Origin of the sequence: Micromonospora tarapacensis (genome assembly GCF_019697375.1) — a bacterium.
Lineage (GTDB): Bacteria > Actinomycetota > Actinomycetes > Mycobacteriales > Micromonosporaceae > Micromonospora > Micromonospora tarapacensis.
Genome location: NZ_JAHCDI010000004.1, coordinates 1,179,717 through 1,196,847 on the forward strand (window position 1 = coordinate 1,179,717; position 17,131 = coordinate 1,196,847).

The following is a 17,131-nucleotide window of genomic DNA, read 5'->3' on the forward strand; positions in this document are numbered from 1 at the left end:
CCGGTGGGTGACATGCGCACGTCAGCGGCCAGCACCTGATGGATCTCGGCCTGCACGCCGGCGAGTGGGACCAGCGCAGCGCGGACGGCGGCGAGCCATTCCGCCTTGGTCGATGTGGTTGAACCCGGCCTGTGGTGGACGAAGTCCTCGCTCAGGGACCGGGCGAGCGCATCGACGTCACCTGTCTCGATCAGCGGTGCCAGCGCCCCTTGGACGATGCTCTTGTTTTCGGTGGTCATGGACGCAGAGAGTTGCGGCTGTTCTCGACCATCACCACGTTTGGCAGCCCGATGGACATCACGATCGACGAGGTCGCAATCGAGTCCTACTACCCGGCAGACGCGCAGAGCGCCACCTACTTCACGCAGTAGCGCTGTCCGGGACGGGACCGGCCCCAGCGACGGCTGCCCTATGAGGGTGGTCATCGCCGATCATCGACGACCACCTGTGCAGACGCCGGACGCCCCCGGTATCGGGCGGGGCTGATCCCGAGGTGGCGCTTGAAGTGCCGGGTCAGGTGGGACTGGTCATAGAATCCGGCCACCGTGGCGACCTCGGCGGGGCGCTGGCCGGCAAGGAGCAGCCGGCGGGCCAGCTCGATACGGCGGCCGGTCAGGTACAGGTGCGGCGGCAGCCCGTGCGCGTGGGTGAACGCCCGGACCAGGTGGGTCGGATGAGCGTGCAGCAGCTCGGCGGCCTCGCGCAGGGTGATGCCCTCGGCGGTCCGGGCGTCCAGCAGCTCGCGCATCCGTACGGCGAGACCGCGGGCGACCGGCGGGGCGAGGGCCGGGGGGTGCCGGCGTAGGTGCAGGCTGAGTCTTTCCAGGATGAACGCGAGACGGCTGTCCGCCTCGAACGCGTCACCAGGCTGGGCGAGCACCTGGTGGAGCTGGTGGATCCGGTGGCGAAGCTGCCGGTCGGGCAGGCTCGGCTCGTCGACGGCCGCACCGGCCAGCTCCGCGCCGAGGACCGACGTGTCGAGGTACAGGACGCGCTTGCGGAAGCCCTGATGCGTGGCCGAGCGGCCGTCGTGGGGCACGTGCGGCGGCAGGAGGGTGACGGACGGCCGCAGGGCGCCGTGCTGATGCCGGTAGAGGTCGAAGCGGATCGCCCCGTCGTCAACGATCAACAGCGTCCACACGTCGTGCGTATGGGACGGGTATGCGTGGTCCACGAAGTGCGCGTGGAACACCTCGGCGATCCCGGGCACCGCGGGACGCCACGCGCTGACGTGCGGACCCGCCGGCCGTGTGGCCACACCAAGAACGTACAAGACGGGTCCGTCCACCAGGGGGCAGGCTCGAAGCCATGAGCGAGCCGATCCGCTTCGACACCAAGATTGCTGTTCTACTCCGGGACGACCTGGCGACCTGGCAGCGGCTGAACGTCACCGCGTTCCTGGTCAGCGGAGTCGCGGGGGCCGGGCCGGAACTGCTCGGCGAGGAGTACCTGGACGCGGACGGTACCCGGTACCTGCCGATGTTCCGCCAGCCGGTCCTGGTCTTCGCCGGCGGTCGGGACACCCTGACCAGCGCCCACGCGCGCGCCCTCGGGCGCGGCCTCCGCATCTCGATCTTCACCCAGGAGCTGTTCGGTACGGGCAACGACCGGGACAACCGCGCGGCCGTGCGGGCGGTCCTCCGCGAGAAGCTCGACCTGGTGGGGCTGGCGCTGCACGGCCCACGCAATGTGGTGGACAAGGTGCTCAAGGGGGCCAGCCTGCATCGCTGAACGCCGCCGTTCCCGTTACGGGGCAGTTGTCGTGGCGCAAACGAGCGCAGTCCGGGATAGCCTTGGCGCATATGGCTACCTATCGCAGTGCCTCAGTGCTTCTCTCCTCGGACGGCACCAGGACCCCCGGCACGGCCGCGCTCTTCGCCGAGCCTGCCCGCAGGGGTGGGACCCCGCCGTGGGCCGGCGACTTCCGACCTGCCAACAGCGCCGGCAACGGCCCGAAGAACGCGGTCGGGAAGACCTTCACGTTGGAGCTGCCCGACGGCAGCACCGGCAAGGTCGTGGTCCAGAGCCTCAAGAGCGGGAAGGGGGGCGTCGTGCTGGCGTTGATGGGCCAGGACGCGCCCCCCTTCTGATCAGGACACTGATCGCCGCCGGCTGGCGAGGGCCGGTATCGGCAGGCGTCCACGATGGTCCGTCGGTCACGGGCGTTCGAACAGAACCAGAGCGGTTGCTCCGGCCGGAAGGGCGGGGCAACCGCTTGCGTCGGGCTCTGCCTGGGCCGAGCACCCTGAACCACCCTTTCGGTCTAGTGACCGACGCTCACCTTCGGGTGGCGCTCGGCGAACTCCCAGACGATCTCGCTGGCGTCGGGGCCGGCGTGATCGGTGTAGCTGCCGTCGCCGGCCGGGCCCGGCCAGGCGTGCCCCATGTCCTGGACGAGGTACGACTCGACGATCGACGAGCCGTCCGGTGCCTTGATCGTCGAATGCGTGTACGCGTGTCGGTCGTTACCGGCTGGCACGGACACGGTCTCCTCGACCAGGTCGAGGCTGCCGTTGGGCAGTCCGTCGTCGACGAGATCACTCACTGCGGTCCAGTGTGCGACGAGTCGGGTGGCGACCAGGGGTGGAACGACTGTGTCCTGTTCGCCCTGGATGACGAGCAGTGGCACCTGCCGGGCCCGATCGCCCATCTGCGCCCAGGCTTGACGTGCCGTGTAGAGCGGTGACGTCGAGTCCGGCTCGTCCGGGTCGACCTGGTTGAGTCCGTACTCACCACCTGCGACCGAGGTGACCGTGGCGAAGACGTCGGGGTAGGTCGCGCCGAGGATGACGGCGGTTCCCGCGCCCGAGGAGGCGCCGGCCACGTGCACCCGCGCGGGATCCGCGTCGTACTCCTGGACCACCTGGCGGGCGACACCGGCGAGCAGCGCGGGTTCGCCGGTGTGTCGGTGTTGCTCCCGGGGGTCGGCCGAGTTCCAGCAGTTGATCGGACTGCGGAAGATCCGTTGCGTCGGGTAGACGACGATGAAGCCTTCCCGGTCGGCCAGGCTGTTGAACTGCGTCGTGGACTTCATGGAGTTCCATCCGTAGCCGGTCATTCCGCAGCCGTGGATCGCCATGACGACCGGCAGCCGGGCCGTACCGTCGTACTGAGGCGGAAGGTGGACCTGGTAGCGCTGCGAGCCCACCTCGCTCTCGTACACGTGGTTGTGGTCGCCCTCCCGCATCTGCCATGGCAGGCCGAACTGGAACGCGGCGGTGCCGGCGGCGATGGCGACCAGGACGGCGACGAGTGCGCCGGAGACGATCCACCGCCATCGCCTGCGCGGGGCAGCGGAAGGCTCGGTCTCGACAGCGCGCGTGGCGTCGGAGGTCATCGGCGGGGTTCCCAACGGAAGAGCCGGGTGGCGAGCACGACGGCGATGACGACCCAGGCCAGCGTCGGTGCGAGCAGGGGCAGGGATTCGGTGACGGCGACGCCGCCGTTCCAGGCATTCATGGTCAGTTCGGTGGCGGAGCCGCCGGGCAGGAGCCGCTTGAGCAGGGTGAGGTCCTCGGTGCCGCTGACGCCCACCCAGCTGGTCACGCCGATCACGCCGAGGGTGACGGGCAGGGTGGTGACCTGGGCGTGTTCGGGCGAGTTGGTCAGTCCGGCGGTGGCCAGGGCCAGGCCGATCATCATGGCCAGGGTCGCGAGGGCCGCCACCGCCAGCAGGACCACGTTGGCCGGCCGGCCGGCGATCACGGCCAGGGCGGTCAGGATCGCGGTCACCTGCACCACGGCGAGGACCACGACGGGCAGCAGCAGGCCGGCGAGGATGCCGGCGTCGCAGGCGGCGGTGGATCGCAGCCGCTTGAGGAAGAGGTTCTGACGCCGGGAGGCCAGGGTGGTGACGGCGGTGGCGTAGAGCCCGAACGCGGCCACGGTGAACATCACGATCGCCGCGATGTAGCCGAGACTGCCGATGGCGGCGAAGGTCTCGTGCTGGCGGACGAAGAGCACGCAGATGGCCACCGGGACGATGAAGCTGGTGATCAGCACCAGCCGGTTCCGGAAGATCTGGATCAGCTCACTTGCAGCGATGGGAAACACGGACATTCCTCTCGGGAACGGGTCGGCGGGCGGGCCGGGGTCAGCTGCTGATGGCGCGGAAGACGTCGTCGAGCCGGGTCGGCCCGGCCTGCAGGTCCTGCAACTCCACGGCGTTGTCACTGGCCCACCCCAGCAGGAGATGCAGGTCCTTCTGCAGGCCGAAGGTCTCGATCACGACCGTGCCGTGGGCGTCGACGACGGCCTGCAGCGGCAGCGTCGGCACCGGTGTGGGCAGGGAGAAGCGGATGACGGCCGGCAGGGTGCGGGTCAGTTCGGAGACGGTGCCCTCCCGGTGGAAGACGCCCTGGTGCATGAGCCCGATGCGGTCGGCGCGTTGCTGTGCCTCCTCCAGGTAGTGGGTGGTGAGCACGATGGTGGCGCCGTTCTCCCGCAGCCGGTCCACCGTCGCCCAGAGGGCGTCGCGGGACTGGATGTCCAGGCCGGTGGTCGGCTCGTCCATGAAGATCAGCTCCGGGGTTCCGTAGACGGCGGTGGCGAAGTCCAGCCGCCGTTTTTCCCCACCGGAGAGCTGGGACACCTTCCGACCGGCCCGGCCGGTGAGATCGACGAGGTCGAGCACCCGGTCGACGTCGTCGTCGCGCCGGGTGAGCCGGCCGATCAGACGGACCGACTCGCGCACCGTGAGGTCCGGGGAGAATCCACTCTCCTGGAGCATGACGCCCATCCGGGGACGGACGGCACGCCGGTCGTCCGGGCTGTGCCCGAAGACACGCACGGTGCCCGAGGTCGGGGTGCGGTGCCCCTCGATGGTCTCCAGGGTCGAGGTCTTGCCCGCCCCGTTCGTGCCGAGCAGCGCGTAGAGTTCCCCGCGCCGCACCTCGAAGGAGAGATCCTGCACGGCGTGGAAGTCACCGTAGGTGACGTTCAGCCGGTCGACTTCGATAACTGGTGTGGTGGACATGCACCCATGACAGCGCGGGCGCACCCGAACCGTCAGTGGCACCACGTCACGACCCCATGTGACGTGGTGTCACTGCTCGTGGCCGGTGGCTGCCGGGTTTCCCCGTTCCCCCGTTGGCCCGTCAGGCGACCGCGGCCGAGAGCAGGGCGGTGGCCTCGCGTTCGGTGGCCAGGGTGGCCTCGACCAGTTCGGCGGCCTGTTCGCACCAGTCGCGCAGGTCCGCCTCCGGGTCGGCCTGCGCGGCGTGGTCGGCCAGCGCCGACCAGCCCCGTCCGGACTCGCGGAACAGCTCGGCCGCCGCGGTGCGCTGGGCGGGGGCCGGACCGGTCACACCCAGCGCGGCCTTGGTCGAGGTGCCGCGGCTCTGCCGGTACGCGAGTCCGAGCCGGTCGAGCACAGCGGGCGCCCAGGGCTGGGGGTGGTGCTGGGCGACGATGGTGAGCAGCGGGTGCGGCACTGCCGCGTACTCGAACACGGCGTACATGAAACCGATGACACCGGCTGGGCGCATCTTGCCGACCGTCACAAGCTGATCTTTCTCATCGCACTCGGTGAGTCGATCCTGGTCATCGGCATGGTTTTCAGCGGCACGGACTACTCCGCGGAGCGGGCAGCCGCCTTCGGGGTCGCATTCGCCACCAGCGCGCTGCTCTGGCGGATCTACTTCCACACGAGATCTTCGGCCGGGTCTCCCGATCCTGGATGATCGGCCTGGTGGCCCTGCTGCTGTTCACGCCGGCGTTGACCAGCTGGGCGCCGATGGTCGGGTTGAGCGTGGTGGCCGCAGTGCTGGCCCTCGTCGCGCTACTCGACGCGCTGCGGAGCCGCACCCGGCCGCTGGAGGTTTTCGCCTCGCCGATCGGGCGGGAGGCATCCGCCGGTCGCGACCCGGAAGCGTGACCGGGCCTGGCCCCGTGCACGGCGACCAGTCTGCCGACCCGCACCGGCTGTCGTACCAGCGGGCGGATTCGGTCTAGCGGGCGGATTCGGTCGACCGGCGATCGGCGTTGATCTCAAGGAGCCCGTCGATCCCGCGGAGGAAGGTCTCGGACACCAACGCGGGGTCGAAAAGGCAGCCGGCTGCCATGGCGCCGTCGCGGAGCATGACGAAGTGGCGCGCGGCGGGTTCCGCCGTTTCCTCGTGGACCTGCGCCATCAGCATGGTCAGCGTGTCGAGGAACCATTGCCGGTGGGCGATGATCTCCTGGCGCACCGGATGGTCGGTGTCGGGGTACTCCGCCGCGGCGTTGAGGAAGGCGCATCCGCGGAATCCGGGGGACTGGATGCCCTCAGCGATGGAGCCGGCAATGGCCAGGAGGGGGGCGACCGGCGACGGGTCGGCGGCGACGGCCGCGTCGACCGTGCCGCGATCCAGCTGATGGACTTCCCGCAGGTAGGCGAGTATGAGGTCGTCCTTGCTGGGGAAGTGCCGGTAAAAGGTGGCCCGGGTCACTTTCGCCTCGGCGATGATCCGGTCGACGCCGACCGAGTGGATGCCCTCCGCGTAGAAGATCCTGGTTGCCGTGGTGAGGAGCCGGAGTCGGGCCGCGGAGGGCCGGGTGTCGGATTCGGCACGCGTCATGCAACGAACCTTAGCAGATAGAACGTTCGGTCTTGACAATCCGGGGCGGCGTCGGCACACTTTGCAAGGACAGAACGTTCGGTCTACGGACGCTGCTCCCAGCTGCGGATCCCTGATCGGTTCCCTCGCCCACCACCGGAAGGATCACCATGACCACCGTTGCCGCTCCCGGCATCTCGACGACTGCGGCCGCCCTGCGGCGGCTGTACTTCGCCCGCTTCGTCTTCGCCATCGTCTGGGCCGGCGTGACGTTCACGATCGCCGCCGAGCTCAACCCGCTCGTCGTCGCACTGTTCGTGCTCTACCCGCTGATCGACGTGGCCGCCGCCATCATCGACGCCCGCTCGTCGCGCTCCCTGGGGTCATCCACCCTCCTGCAGGTGAACGTCGCGGTCAGCATGCTCGCCGCCGTGGGCCTGGCCGTCGCCGGCGCGTCCGGCATCCCGGCGGTCCTGCGCGTCTGGGGCGCCTGGGCGGTCGTGGCCGGTCTGGTTCAGCTGATCGTGGGCGTCACCCGCCGCCAGCTGGGTGGCCAGTGGCCGATGATCATAAGCGGTGGCCTCTCCGTACTTGCCGGTGGGTCGTTCTTCGTGGCTGCCTCCGCGCAGAGCCCGATGCTGACCAACGCGATCGGCTACGCCATCCCCGGCGCCATCTTCTTCCTCATCGCAGCCATCCGACTCGGCCGTGCGGCCAAGGGGAACTGACATGGAGAACACCGTCCACGACGTCGTCGTCATCGGCGCGGGGCCGGTCGGGGAGAACGTCGCCGATCGTCGGCTGCACCCTCGTCGGCCCGGACGTCGCGGAACTGATCCACGCCGCGACGGTCGCCATCGTCGGCGAGGTCCCGTTGGACCGTCTCTGGCACGCGATCCCCGCGTACCCGACCGTCAGCGAGGTGTGGCTGCGGCTGCGGCTGCTGGAGACATACGGCCGCCGACGGTCGACCCAGCGCCCGTCCCGTGCGTCGCGAGCTTGATCGGTAGCCTCAGCGAGTGCCCCCGCAACTCCCTCACCCCGAGCCCGGGGTGCCGGATGCGAGGAGCCCGATGCGGTACCTCTGGTGGCTGGTCCGCTGCCAGCCGTGGCGGGTGCTGCGCGGCAGCCTGATCGGTACCGCCTGGATGCTCGGGCTGTCGATCCGGCCGTACCTCGTCGCCCGCGCCATCGACGACGGGCTGCGGGACGCCGATCTCCGGGCGCTGTCGTGGTGGGTGGCCGCGATCGTCGCCGCGGGGATCGGCCTGGCGTACCTGGGCATCATGCGGCACCGCACGATGACCTTCGTCCGGGAGGATGCGTCGGCCCGGTCCGCTGCCGTCCTGCTGCGTCAACTGTCCCGAATCGGCGCCGTGCTGCCACGCAGGATCGCCGCCGGGGAGGTCGCCACCGTCGGCGGCGCCGACATCATGCACACGTCGGCGGTGCTGACGGTGACCGGGCCGGGCGTCGGAGCGGTCATCGCGTACGCGTTCGTCGCCGTCGTACTCTGGTCGGTCTCCCCGCTCCTGGCGCTGTTCGTGCTGCTGGGCGTGCCCGCGGTGGTGCTGGTCATCGGGCCGCTGCTGCGCCGCCTCGAACGGGCCGAGTCGGTCTACCGGCACCAGCAGGGCATCCTCACCACCCGCGCCGTGGACATCGTGGCCGGGCTACGCGTCCTCGCCGGGGTCGGTGGGCGGGGACTGTTCGCCCGCCGGTACGCGGCCGGCTCCCGGAAGCTGCTGGCCGAGGGGTACCGGGTCGGCGCCGTGAACAGCTGGATCGAGGCGCTGACCATCGTCATCCCGGGGCTGTTCCTGGCCGCCGTGGTGTGGCTGGCGGCGCGGATGGCCGCGGCCGGCGACATCACGATCGGGCAGCTGGTCGCCGTCTACGGGTACGTGGCGGTCCTCGTCGTGCCGGTGTGGTTCCTGCTCGAAGGTGGCTACCAGGTGATCCGGGGCCGGGTCGCCGCCCGCCGGATCGTCGCGCTGCTCAACCTGACCCCCGACGACGCGGCCCCGCCGGCGCGGGTCGGTGGGACGGAGGCCCGGCCCGTGCCGGACCGCACCGCCGAACTGCACGATCCCGCAACCGGGCTGACCGTACCCACCGGGCGGCTGCTCGCCGTCGCCGCCGACGATCCGGCCGAGGCCGTCGAACTGGCCGACCGCCTCGGGCGGTTCGTGACCAGCGACGTGACCTGGGGCGGCGCACCGCTGACCGGGATCGCACTCGACGAGGTACGGGCTCGGATCCTCGTCGCCGACCACGACTCCTACCTCTTCGCCGGGACACTGCGCGAGATCCTGCGGACCCGGGCCGGCATCGGCGACGCCGACCTGAGAGCGGCCCTGCGTACGGCGTCGGCGGAGGACGTCGTCGACGGCCACCCGGACGGGCTCGCCATGCCGATCGGCACGCGGGCCCGGACCCTCTCCGGCGGCCAGCGACAACGCGTACGCCTGGCCCGAGCCCTGCTCGCCGAGCCCGACGTGCTGATCCTCGTCGACCCGACATCGGCCGTGGACGCGCACACCGAGGAGCGCGTCGCCCAGCGCCTGCGAGCGGCGCGGGCCGGGCGAACCACGATCGTGCTGACCACGTCACCGCTGTTGCTCGGCCGCGCCGAGATGGTCGCGCACCTGCGCGACGGCCGGATCGTGGCGGTCGGCACCCATGTCGAGCTGCTCGGCCAGGACCCGAGCTATCGGGCCCTGGTGTCCCGGGACGGCGAGTCCGCCGACGCCGACGGGTCGCTGCGGTGAGCGGGTTACCCGTCGCGGATCGCAGGGTCGTCCGTCGGTCCGCGCTGGACCTGATCGCCGTGGACCGCCGCGCGGTCGCCGTCGTGCTGGTGCTGCACGGCGCTGCCGCTGTCGCCGGGCTGGCCGCGCCGTGGCTGCTGGGCCGGATCGTGGACGAGGTCGCCGCCGGTTCCGGTGCCGCCGCCGTGGACCGCCTGGCGCTCGCGATCGGCGGCTGCGTGCTGGCCCATGGGCTGCTCACCCGCTACGCCCAGTACGCCGGCCACCGGTTCGGCGAGCGGGCCGTCGCCCGGCTGCGCGAGGAGTTCGTGTCGCGGGCGCTCGACCTGCCCGTCTCCGTCGTGGAACGGGCCGGCACCGGCGACCTCGCCACCCGCAGCTCGGTTGACGTGACGACCGTGGGGACCACCGTCCGAGAGGTGGTGCCCGTCATGGTCATCGCCTCGACACAGCTGTCGCTCCTCTTCGGCGCGATCTTCCTGCTGCATCCGCTGCTCGGCCTGGTCGCGCTGACCGGGCTACCGTCGATCTTCGCGGTGACCCGCTGGTACCTGCGTCGCGCCAGACCGGCGTACCTCGCCGAGGGGGCCGCGACCGCCGAGCTGACCGACGCGCTCACCACGACCGCGGAGGGTGCCCGCACCGTCGAGGCGCTTCGCCTCGGCGCCGACCGCGTCGCGTACGGCAGGCAGCGCATCGCCGCGGTGTGGGCCACCCGCCGGACGACCCTGGCGCTGCGGTCGGTCTTCTTCCCGGTGGTGGAGGCGAGCTACGCGCTCCCGATCGCCGTGGTGCTGCTGTTCGGCGGGTTCTACCTCGGCAGTGGAATGGTGACGCTCGGCGAGGTGGTCGCCGCCGCGCTCTACCTCCAGCAGGCGATCGAGCCCCTGGACCGGCTGTTGCAATGGATGGAGCAGGCCCAACGTGGCCTCGCCTCGTTCGCCCGCGTGCTCGGCGTCGGCCAGCAGGCCGGGTCCGCCGCCACCCCGGTCGCCACCGGGACACCGCAACCGCGCGTCCCGACGCCCGTCCGGTCCGGCCGGCTCGTCGTGCGCGGTGCCAGGTTCTCCTACGCCGACGGCCACGACGTGTTGAACGGGATCGATCTGGAGGTGCGCCCTGGCGAACGGCTCGCCATCGTCGGCCCTTCGGGCGCCGGGAAATCCACCCTCGCCCGGCTGCTCGCCGGGATCGACGCGCCCCGCGAGGGCGTGGTGAGCCTCGATGGCCGCCCGGTCACCGACCTGGCCCCGGCAGAGCGACGCCGCCGGATCGCCCTCGTCACCCAGGAGCACCACGTCTTCATCGGCTCGCTACGCGACAACCTCGCCTTCGCCGCACCCGGCGCGTCCGACGAACAGATGCGCGCCGCACTGGTCGCGGTGAGCGCCGACTGGTATGCCGACCTGCCCGACGGCCTCGACACGCAACTCGGCGGCGGTGCCCGCGAACTCGCTGCCGCCGACGCCCAGCAGCTCGCGCTGGCCCGGCTCGTGCTCGCCGACCCGCACACCCTGATCCTCGACGAGGCGACCGCCGCGCTCGACCCGACCACCGCCCGACGCACCGAGCGGGCGCTCGCCGCCGTGGTCACCGGGCGTACCGTCATCGCCATCGCGCACCGCCTCAACACCGCACACGACGCCGATCGGGTGGCGGTGCTCGAAGACGGCCGGATCACCGAACTCGGCAGCCACGACGACCTCGTCGGCGCCGACGGCGCCTACGCCGCCCTCTGGCACTCCTGGCACGGTTGACGCGCCCGAACCAGCAGCGCACGGTGCCCGGGACCGCGTTCGGTTCGTGGTCGGCGTCGGCCGTGGTGAACGACCCCGCGAGGGCTGTGGGACAGCGGAGGGGTGTGCCAGACGGTCCCTCTCATAACGGAGAAGAAACCATACGGCGATCGATCGTCAGGCGTCGGCTTCCTGCTGGCGTTGGTATTCCTCGTTCTGCCGGAGGGCTTCTTCGAGCTGGTCCTCGAGGATGATGATGCGGCAGGAGGCTTCCAGCGGCGTGCCCTGGTCGACCATCTCCCGAGCCCGGGCGGCGAGGCGCAGCTGGTAGCGGGAGTAACGGCGGTGCCCGCCGGCCGACCGGAACGGGGTGATCAGCTTCGCCTCGTCGAGCCGGCGCAGGAAGTCCTGCGAGGCGCCGGTGATCTCCGCGGCGCGGCCCATCGTGTAGGCGGGGTAGTCGTCGTCGCCGAACATGTCATCGGGTTGGGCCATATACATCTCTCCAGGACGAGGGCCCCGGCGCGGAAGCGCCGGGGCCCAGGGTTACGGGTCGAAAACACCATCTACCGACAGGTTCGTCGGTTTGTCGTATCCGCACCTGCCGCCGTCGACGGCGTGCGGTGCGAGGATCGCATAAGCGTGACCGGAGACCACCTCTCGTTCGATGGAAACTGCGGTGTCCGCCCCAGGGTCGGAACTTCGTCCCGGCGGCGGGCGATCCAAACGGTGTCCAGCCCTCCCTTTCCTCTGCTTCCGATTTCGCCCTGACCTGGACCTTGCGTCAGGGCTCGACTGCCACGTGCCTTGCTGTGCGGTGACGTCGACGTCCACCGCGATGCCGAGCGAGCCACGAAATGGGTCCGGGCCCTGCTTGGTGCTCGGTCTTCGTCCGCGTCTTCCTCGGACCTCGTCTGTCAACGACACAAACATTAGCCAGTCCTGGCGAGAATGTCTAGCGCGTTGAGCATAGATTTTCTCGGTGGGTGTCGGAGCTTCCCGGATCCGACACGCGCGTCCCAGCTCCCGCAGCGAGCAGGTGACCGAGGAAGCCGAAGGGCCAAATTCATGTGCGACGGGCGCGTCCTGCTGAACACGGACGAATCAGAACGCGCAGCCGCTTCGGTCCAGCACGCCGCCGAGTTCGCGGCGGCAGGTGATCCGGCAACGCGGAACGCCCGTACGGCCGGGGCATCGGTCAACGGCGGCGACGTTCAGCTGACCTCGACCACCGTCGAAGCGCTGGTCAGTGCTCGCGGTCGCCCGGTCGGCCCGTGACATGATGGCGCTCATGGGGAAACAGCAGGACGTCGGCGAGCCCAACGGTCACGGCGGGTCAGGTGCCGCCGCGGACGGTGGGCCGGGTGACGATGTCGATGCGCGGCTCGCCCTCGCGCAGGACCCCACCACAGGGCAGATGACCCTCATCGACCTGGCGTCCGACCCGTCGGCCGTGGTCCGTAAGGCGGTCGCGACCCGCACCGACGCGCCCGCGCAGGCGCTGCGACCGCTGACCCGGGACCGTGATCGTCACGTCCGGGAGGCCGTGGCGAGGAACCCCTCGACCTCGGTCGGCAATCTCCGGCTGCTCGTCACCGACGCCGACCGGTGGGTCCGCTGGGCGGTCGCCGGCAACCCGGCCTGCGACGAGTCGATTCGCCAGGTGATGGCGGAGGCCCCCGACAAGGAGCTTCGCGGTCTCCTCGCGGAGACGCGCGAGCTGGAGCCCGAACTGGCCGCGCGGCTGGTTGACGACGTCTCACCCGAGGTACGGGAACGACTGGCCACCCACACCCACGACCCCGACGTGATCACCGCGCTGATGGCCGATCGCACCGCTCGCGTACGCAAGGGGCTCGCCCGCAACCCACGGACGACCAGCGCCCAGCGCAGCGTTCTCGCCCAGGATCCGGTGGGCGACGTCCGCGTCGCGCTGGTGCTCGCGGTCGAGCTGGGCGAGGCGGATCTGCGTCGCCTGGTTGACGACCGCTCGGTGCAGGTGCGGATGGCGATGGCGAAGTCGGAGGTGGTTCCGCCGCACATCCGGCAGGCGCTCGGTCGCGATCCCGACGAGATGGTTGCCGCCGCGGCCCGGGACTTCCGCCCCGGGGCAGGCAACTCCTCGGTGGTGCGGGCTCCGCGCGTCGGTCACCGGGCCTCCGGGACGGGTCGAGGCCGACCGGGCGGCGCCCGGCTCTGAGGCCGGCGGATCCGCCGTCTTCCGCCCGCGCCCCGCGGCCGTCATCCGCACACACGGGCAGGCATGGCACTGTTGGGTTAGGGTCGCCTATCCTAACCCCGTGAACCAGCCCCTGCTCTCGTTCGCCGGTGTGTCCGTGCGGCACGAGCTGCCCCAGCACGGCGACGACGACGTTGTCCGCTACGGGCGTCCCAGCCCGGATGGGGTGTCGTTCGAGGTCTGGCCGGGTGAGGCCGTCCTGCTGCTGGGGCCGTCGGGATGCGGCAAGTCGACGTTGACCCTGACCAGCAACGGGCTGATTCCCAACGTGGTGACCGCCCGGGTGGCGGGCACGGTGCATGCCGCTGGCCGGTCCACCGCCGACCATCCGGTGCCGAGCTTCGCCGGCGACGTGGCGATGGTTTTCCAGGACCCGGACGCGCAGGTGGTGATGGCGACGGTCCTTGACGAGGTCTGCTTCGGCCCGGAAAACCTGCGGCTACCCGTCCCGGAGGTGCTCGGACGGGCCGAGGAGGCGTTGCGGACAGTCGGCCTGTGGGAGCGGCGCGACGACGACCCGAGTCAACTGTCCGGCGGCGGCCGGCAGCGACTGGCCATCGCCTGCGCGTTGGCCCTGCGGGCGCCGCTGCTGGTGTTGGACGAGCCGACCGCCAATCTCGACCCGGTCGGGGTCGAGGAGGTGCACGCCCTGCTGCGGCGGATCGTCGCAACCGGCGAACGCGGCGTCCTGCTGGTCGAGCACAACCTGGACACCGCCGTCGAACTGGTCGACCGGGTGGTGGTGCTCGACGACATCGGCCGGGTGGTGCTGGCGGGACCGGTCCGGCAGGTGCTCACCGAACATGCCGACCGCCTGATGCGGCTCGGCGTCTGGCTGCCGCAGGCGACCCTGGCGGCGCTTCGGCTCCGTGGCGCCGGCGTCGACCTCGCGCCACTGCCGCTGACTCCTGCCGAGTTGGGCGCGGCCCTCGATGCGCGCCCGATCCTGCCGGCGCCGCCGCCGGCCGACGCCGTGACCGCGGTGGGCTGCGGGGGCGATGTCGCGGTGGAGGTGTCGCGCCTGACCGTGCGGCGCGGCCGGGTGCCGGTGTTGCACGAGATCGACCTCGTCGTACCGGCGGGTGAGCTGGTCGCCGTGGTAGGCCCGAACGGTGCCGGCAAGACCACGCTGGCGCAGGCCGTCGCGGGTGTGGCCCGGCCACCCCGCGGGGCGGTCCGGGTCGCCGGCGTGGATCCGGCTCGGGTCGACGGTCGTACCCTCGCCGGTCTGGTCGGGTTCGTCTTCCAGAACCCGGAACACCAGTTCGTCACCAACCGGGTCGACGACGAACTGGCCCACGGGCTGCGGATCCGCCGGGTCGCCGAGGGGGACGTGGCGACCCGGGTGGACGACGTACTGCGCCGGTTCGGCCTCCTGGAACTCCGCGACCGGCACCCGTTCCTGCTCTCCGGCGGCCAGAAACGACGGCTGTCGGTCGCGACCGCGATCATCTGCCGTCCGCGGGTGCTGGTGCTCGACGAGCCCACCTTCGGCCAGGACCGGCAGCGGGCCGCGGAACTGCTCAACCTCCTGACCGATCTGCACCGGGCCGGCACCACCGTCCTCGTGGTGACCCACGACATGCAGCTGGTCGCCGAGCATGCGAGCCGCGTCGTGGTGCTCGCCGAAGGGCGGGTGCTCGCCGACGCGCCGCCGGCTGACCTGTTCGCCGACGCCGGAGTGCTCGCCCGGGCCGGCCTGCGCCCGCCTCCGCTGGCCCGCGCCACCGGCACCCTGGTCCGCCACGAGCGGTGGCGGGCGGTCACCCGACTCGCCGACCTTCCATCGGGTACGCCCGCGGTGGCGGCATGACGGCCCGCGCGGCACGCGGCGGCATCGGCGTCGTCACCGAACCGGATCTGGACGGCTCGGTGCTGGACCTGCGGACGTACAACCCGCTGGTGAAGGTGCTCGGGCCGCTCCCGGCCATGGTCGTGGCGATCGGTTCGCGGGATCTGCTCACCCCGGCGTTGTTCGCGGCCCTGGCGTTGGCCCTGCTGCTGGGCGGGGGCCGGCTCGCCGCACGAACGCTGGGTGGCCTGCTGCTCGGCATCACCGCCCTGGTGGCCGTGATGACCGTGTCGTTCGGGGTCTGGACGGATCCGTCCCGGGTCGAGCACACCCCCGCCCTTCTGCGGCTCGGCCCGTTGACCCTCTGGTCGGGGGCGTTGGAGACCGGCCTCGCGACCGGCCTGCGGGTCGCCTCGGTGGTGCTGCTGGCCCTTGTCTCGGGGCTGACCACCCACGGAGCCGACCTGGTCCGTTCGATGATCGCGCAGCTTCGCGTGCCCTACCGGGTCGGCTACGCCGGGCTGGCCGCGCTGCGCTTCGTGCCGCGCTTCGCGCAGGAACTCGACACGATCCGTAGCGCCCACCGGGTCCGCGGGCGCTCCGGCGGCCGGGGTCCGTTCGCGGGAATCCGGCGATATTCCGGGTACGCCATCCCGCTTCTGGCAGGTGGTATCCGGCATGCCGACCGCGTGTCACTGTCGATGGAGTCGCGCGGTTTCGGTGCCTATCCACGTCGGACCGAACGTCGGCACATCCCGTTCCGGCTGCGCGACGGTGTGCTCCTCGCGCTGCTGCTGGCCGGCGCCCCGCTGATTCCGCTGCTCGTTTCACACCTGACCGGAGGCACCCCTTGACGTTGACCACCCGTTTCCTGATGGCCTGCGCCGCGATCGGCGCGGCAACCGGCGTGCTGCTGATCCCGGCCAACTTCGCGGCCTTCAGCGTCTCGGCGACCGTGCCGCTGGCCTACGCCCCGATGGTCGGGCTGTGGCTCATCGGACCGGTGGTCGCGCTGGCGGTGCTGCGCCGGCCCGGCTCGGCCGTGCTGACGATGTTCATCGCGGGCGTCATCAGCACTCCCACCCCGGCCGGCCCGAGCGCCATCGTCACGTGCCTGATGGTCGGCGTCGCAATGGAACTGGGCTTCCTGGTGACGCGGTACCGGATCTGGCGGCCGTGGCTGTTCCAGCTCACCGCGATCATCTTCACCGCGCTGTATGCCTTGTCCGCGTACGCGGCGTTCAACATCTCCACGATGTCGGTGCTGGTGCAGGTGATCTTCTTCGCGCTCATGGTCGCCAGCCAGGTGACGTTCACCGCGTTCGGGCTCGTCGTCGCACGTCGGTTGGCCGAGACCGGGGTGGCCCGGGGCATCGCACCGGCCCGCCGGACCGCGGTGACGGAGGGTTGAGCGACGCCGGTGCGCGGCCCGGTTCGCCGACTGCGACCTGCTCGTCTTCGGGCACTCCCACATCCCGTGGGACAGCGAGGCGCCGGGCGGTCTGCGGCTGCTCAATCCCGGCTCGCCGACCGACCGGCGCCGCCAGCCGTACGCGACATACCTCACCGCCGAGCTGACCGGTGGCCGGCTCGACGCCGTCACCCTGCACGAGGTGCCGCGATAGCGACGACCGGCTGGCCGGTCGCGGGCCGGCATAGTCTGGGGGTATGCCGAAAGCAATCTGGAACGACCTGGTCATCGCCGAGAGCCCGGACACCGTGGTGGTCGAGGGGAACCACTACTTTCCCCGCGCGGCGCTCCGCGACGACCTGCTGCGCGACTCCGACACCCACACGTTCTGCCCGTGGAAGGGCACCGCGTCGTACTACACGCTGGAGCGCGCCGGCCAGATCAGCGCGGACGCGGTCTGGTACTACCCGGAGCCGCTGCCCGAGGCCGAGTTGGTCCGGGACCGGGTCGCGTTCTGGAAGGACGTCAAGGTCGTGGCGGAGGACTGAGTGCGATCTTCTGCTCCACCTCGGTCAGCTTCGCCCGCGCACGGGCCCGCAACCCGCTGGACCCCGATCACGGCCGAGGCGAACAACTCGTCGAACCC

The 17,131-nt window shown here is 71.1% G+C and carries 21 protein-coding genes and 2 pseudogenes; 15 read left to right on the forward strand and 8 right to left on the reverse strand.

The window, feature by feature from the left end; translation table 11 throughout:
* Positions 1-80 precede the first annotated feature (80 nt).
* Positions 81-155, reverse strand: a pseudogene (locus tag KIF24_RS34415) (nuclear transport factor 2 family protein); the annotation flags it as partial.
* Between KIF24_RS34415 and KIF24_RS32615 the strand changes: the two are divergent.
* Complete coding sequence (locus tag KIF24_RS32615) at positions 132-371, forward strand: hypothetical protein (protein ID WP_230417261.1); 240 nt, start codon at positions 132-134, stop codon at positions 369-371. The pseudogene KIF24_RS34415 and the gene KIF24_RS32615 sit on opposite strands and share 24 nt — an antisense overlap.
* A gap of 50 nt (positions 372-421) precedes the next feature.
* Here the strand turns inward: KIF24_RS32615 and KIF24_RS11265 are convergent, their stop codons facing one another.
* Positions 422-1,258: a helix-turn-helix transcriptional regulator gene (locus tag KIF24_RS11265; RefSeq protein ID WP_221083998.1), complete on the reverse strand. Its 837-nt coding sequence runs from the start codon at positions 1,256-1,258 to the stop codon at positions 422-424.
* Between the two features lie 50 nt (positions 1,259-1,308).
* On the opposite strand from KIF24_RS11265, the gene KIF24_RS11270 reads away from it, so the two are divergent.
* Positions 1,309-1,731, forward strand: coding sequence for a DUF2000 domain-containing protein (locus KIF24_RS11270; protein WP_221083999.1), 423 nt, complete (start codon positions 1,309-1,311; stop codon positions 1,729-1,731).
* Positions 1,732-1,802: 71 nt separating this feature from the next.
* Positions 1,803-2,090, forward strand: a complete 288-nt coding sequence (locus tag KIF24_RS11275) for a hypothetical protein (protein WP_230415486.1) — start codon at positions 1,803-1,805, stop codon at positions 2,088-2,090.
* Positions 2,091-2,263: 173 nt separating this feature from the next.
* On the opposite strand, the gene KIF24_RS11280 is transcribed toward KIF24_RS11275, so the two are convergent.
* The 4 genes from KIF24_RS11280 to KIF24_RS11295 all read right to left on the reverse strand — a co-directional run bounded on the left by KIF24_RS11280 (position 2,264) and on the right by KIF24_RS11295 (position 5,486).
* Complete coding sequence (locus tag KIF24_RS11280; RefSeq protein WP_221084000.1) at positions 2,264-3,337, reverse strand: extracellular catalytic domain type 1 short-chain-length polyhydroxyalkanoate depolymerase; 1,074 nt, start codon at positions 3,335-3,337, stop codon at positions 2,264-2,266.
* Positions 3,334-4,053, reverse strand: a complete 720-nt coding sequence (locus KIF24_RS11285) for a hypothetical protein (protein WP_221084001.1) — start codon at positions 4,051-4,053, stop codon at positions 3,334-3,336. The genes KIF24_RS11280 and KIF24_RS11285 overlap by 4 nt, the downstream gene beginning before the upstream one ends.
* A gap of 40 nt (positions 4,054-4,093) precedes the next feature.
* Positions 4,094-4,975: an ABC transporter ATP-binding protein gene (locus KIF24_RS11290; protein WP_221084002.1), complete on the reverse strand. Its 882-nt coding sequence runs from the start codon at positions 4,973-4,975 to the stop codon at positions 4,094-4,096.
* Between the two features lie 121 nt (positions 4,976-5,096).
* Positions 5,097-5,486: a hypothetical protein gene (locus KIF24_RS11295; protein WP_221087667.1), complete on the reverse strand. Its 390-nt coding sequence runs from the start codon at positions 5,484-5,486 to the stop codon at positions 5,097-5,099.
* Here KIF24_RS11295 and KIF24_RS34420 point away from each other — a divergent pair.
* Positions 5,424-5,681, forward strand: coding sequence for a low temperature requirement protein A (locus KIF24_RS34420; protein ID WP_221084003.1), 258 nt, complete (start codon positions 5,424-5,426; stop codon positions 5,679-5,681). The two genes, KIF24_RS11295 and KIF24_RS34420, sit on opposite strands and share 63 nt — an antisense overlap.
* Entirely contained in the window at positions 5,678-5,875 is a 198-nt protein-coding gene (locus tag KIF24_RS11305) for a hypothetical protein (protein WP_221084004.1), read from the forward strand. Before KIF24_RS34420 ends, KIF24_RS11305 begins: the two co-directional genes overlap by 4 nt.
* 73 nt (positions 5,876-5,948) lie before the next feature.
* Here the strand turns inward: KIF24_RS11305 and KIF24_RS11310 are convergent, their stop codons facing one another.
* Positions 5,949-6,557, reverse strand: a complete 609-nt coding sequence (locus tag KIF24_RS11310) for a TetR/AcrR family transcriptional regulator (RefSeq protein ID WP_221084005.1) — start codon at positions 6,555-6,557, stop codon at positions 5,949-5,951.
* Positions 6,558-6,706: 149 nt separating this feature from the next.
* Between KIF24_RS11310 and KIF24_RS11315 the strand changes: the two genes are divergently transcribed.
* The 4 genes from KIF24_RS11315 (at position 6,707) to KIF24_RS11330 (ending at position 11,064) form a co-directional block, all read left to right on the forward strand.
* On the forward strand, positions 6,707-7,264 hold the full coding sequence (locus KIF24_RS11315) for a hypothetical protein (protein ID WP_221084006.1): 558 nt from the start codon (positions 6,707-6,709) through the stop codon (positions 7,262-7,264).
* Between the two features lie 65 nt (positions 7,265-7,329).
* Positions 7,330-7,539 carry a hypothetical protein gene (locus tag KIF24_RS11320; RefSeq protein WP_407939994.1) on the forward strand — a complete coding sequence of 70 codons (210 nt, stop codon included), beginning with the start codon at positions 7,330-7,332 and terminating at the stop codon, positions 7,537-7,539.
* 70 nt (positions 7,540-7,609) lie between these two features.
* The gene (locus KIF24_RS11325) at positions 7,610-9,307 is read left to right on the forward strand and encodes an ABC transporter ATP-binding protein (protein ID WP_230415487.1); all 1,698 of its coding nucleotides are present in this window, start codon (positions 7,610-7,612) and stop codon (positions 9,305-9,307) included.
* Positions 9,304-11,064 (forward strand): ABC transporter ATP-binding protein, encoded by a 1,761-nt coding sequence (locus KIF24_RS11330; protein ID WP_221084007.1) that lies wholly within the window; start codon positions 9,304-9,306, stop codon positions 11,062-11,064. Before KIF24_RS11325 ends, KIF24_RS11330 begins: the two co-directional genes overlap by 4 nt.
* A 156-nt stretch (positions 11,065-11,220) precedes the next feature.
* On the opposite strand, the gene KIF24_RS11335 is transcribed toward KIF24_RS11330, so the two are convergent.
* The gene (locus KIF24_RS11335) at positions 11,221-11,538 is read right to left on the reverse strand and encodes a MerR family transcriptional regulator (RefSeq protein ID WP_221084008.1); all 318 of its coding nucleotides are present in this window, start codon (positions 11,536-11,538) and stop codon (positions 11,221-11,223) included.
* Between the two features lie 796 nt (positions 11,539-12,334).
* Between KIF24_RS11335 and KIF24_RS11340 the strand changes: the two genes are divergently transcribed.
* From KIF24_RS11340 to KIF24_RS11365, 6 genes and pseudogenes are all read left to right on the forward strand, one after another.
* On the forward strand, positions 12,335-13,243 hold the full coding sequence (locus tag KIF24_RS11340) for a DUF2336 domain-containing protein (RefSeq protein WP_221084009.1): 909 nt from the start codon (positions 12,335-12,337) through the stop codon (positions 13,241-13,243).
* A gap of 100 nt (positions 13,244-13,343) precedes the next feature.
* Positions 13,344-15,095, forward strand: coding sequence for an ABC transporter ATP-binding protein (locus KIF24_RS11345; protein WP_331461086.1), 1,752 nt, complete (start codon positions 13,344-13,346; stop codon positions 15,093-15,095).
* Entirely contained in the window at positions 15,092-15,928 is an 837-nt protein-coding gene (locus tag KIF24_RS11350) for an energy-coupling factor transporter transmembrane component T (protein ID WP_221084010.1), read from the forward strand. Before KIF24_RS11345 ends, KIF24_RS11350 begins: the two co-directional genes overlap by 4 nt.
* On the forward strand, positions 15,925-16,485 hold the full coding sequence (locus tag KIF24_RS11355; protein WP_221084011.1) for an ECF transporter S component: 561 nt from the start codon (positions 15,925-15,927) through the stop codon (positions 16,483-16,485). The genes KIF24_RS11350 and KIF24_RS11355 overlap by 4 nt, the downstream gene beginning before the upstream one ends.
* A gap of 7 nt (positions 16,486-16,492) precedes the next feature.
* Positions 16,493-16,699: pseudogene (locus KIF24_RS11360) on the forward strand (metallophosphoesterase family protein); the annotation flags it as partial.
* Positions 16,700-16,742: 43 nt separating this feature from the next.
* The gene (locus KIF24_RS11365) at positions 16,743-17,033 is read left to right on the forward strand and encodes a DUF427 domain-containing protein (protein WP_221084012.1); all 291 of its coding nucleotides are present in this window, start codon (positions 16,743-16,745) and stop codon (positions 17,031-17,033) included.
* Positions 17,034-17,131: the final 98 nt, after the last annotated feature.

What these genes read in the sequence shown, in the direction of transcription:
- KIF24_RS11290 (WP_221084002.1), bottom strand. Translation starts at nt 4,975, where the DNA reads ATGTCCACCACACCAGTTATCGAAGTCGACCGGCTGAACGTCACCTAC.
- KIF24_RS11350 (WP_221084010.1), top strand. Translation starts at nt 15,092, where the DNA reads ATGACGGCCCGCGCGGCACGCGGCGGCATCGGCGTCGTCACCGAACCG.
- KIF24_RS11310 (WP_221084005.1), bottom strand. Translation starts at nt 6,557, where the DNA reads ATGACGCGTGCCGAATCCGACACCCGGCCCTCCGCGGCCCGACTCCGG.
- KIF24_RS11295 (WP_221087667.1), bottom strand. Translation starts at nt 5,486, where the DNA reads ATGCGCCCAGCCGGTGTCATCGGTTTCATGTACGCCGTGTTCGAGTAC.
- KIF24_RS11275 (WP_230415486.1), top strand. Translation starts at nt 1,803, where the DNA reads ATGGCTACCTATCGCAGTGCCTCAGTGCTTCTCTCCTCGGACGGCACC.
- KIF24_RS11340 (WP_221084009.1), top strand. Translation starts at nt 12,335, where the DNA reads ATGGGGAAACAGCAGGACGTCGGCGAGCCCAACGGTCACGGCGGGTCA.
- KIF24_RS11335 (WP_221084008.1), bottom strand. Translation starts at nt 11,538, where the DNA reads ATGGCCCAACCCGATGACATGTTCGGCGACGACGACTACCCCGCCTAC.
- KIF24_RS11315 (WP_221084006.1), top strand. Translation starts at nt 6,707, where the DNA reads ATGACCACCGTTGCCGCTCCCGGCATCTCGACGACTGCGGCCGCCCTG.
- KIF24_RS11270 (WP_221083999.1), top strand. Translation starts at nt 1,309, where the DNA reads ATGAGCGAGCCGATCCGCTTCGACACCAAGATTGCTGTTCTACTCCGG.
- KIF24_RS11305 (WP_221084004.1), top strand. Translation starts at nt 5,678, where the DNA reads ATGATCGGCCTGGTGGCCCTGCTGCTGTTCACGCCGGCGTTGACCAGC.
- KIF24_RS11325 (WP_230415487.1), top strand. Translation starts at nt 7,610, where the DNA reads ATGCGGTACCTCTGGTGGCTGGTCCGCTGCCAGCCGTGGCGGGTGCTG.
- KIF24_RS11280 (WP_221084000.1), bottom strand. Translation starts at nt 3,337, where the DNA reads ATGACCTCCGACGCCACGCGCGCTGTCGAGACCGAGCCTTCCGCTGCC.
- KIF24_RS11365 (WP_221084012.1), top strand. Translation starts at nt 16,743, where the DNA reads ATGCCGAAAGCAATCTGGAACGACCTGGTCATCGCCGAGAGCCCGGAC.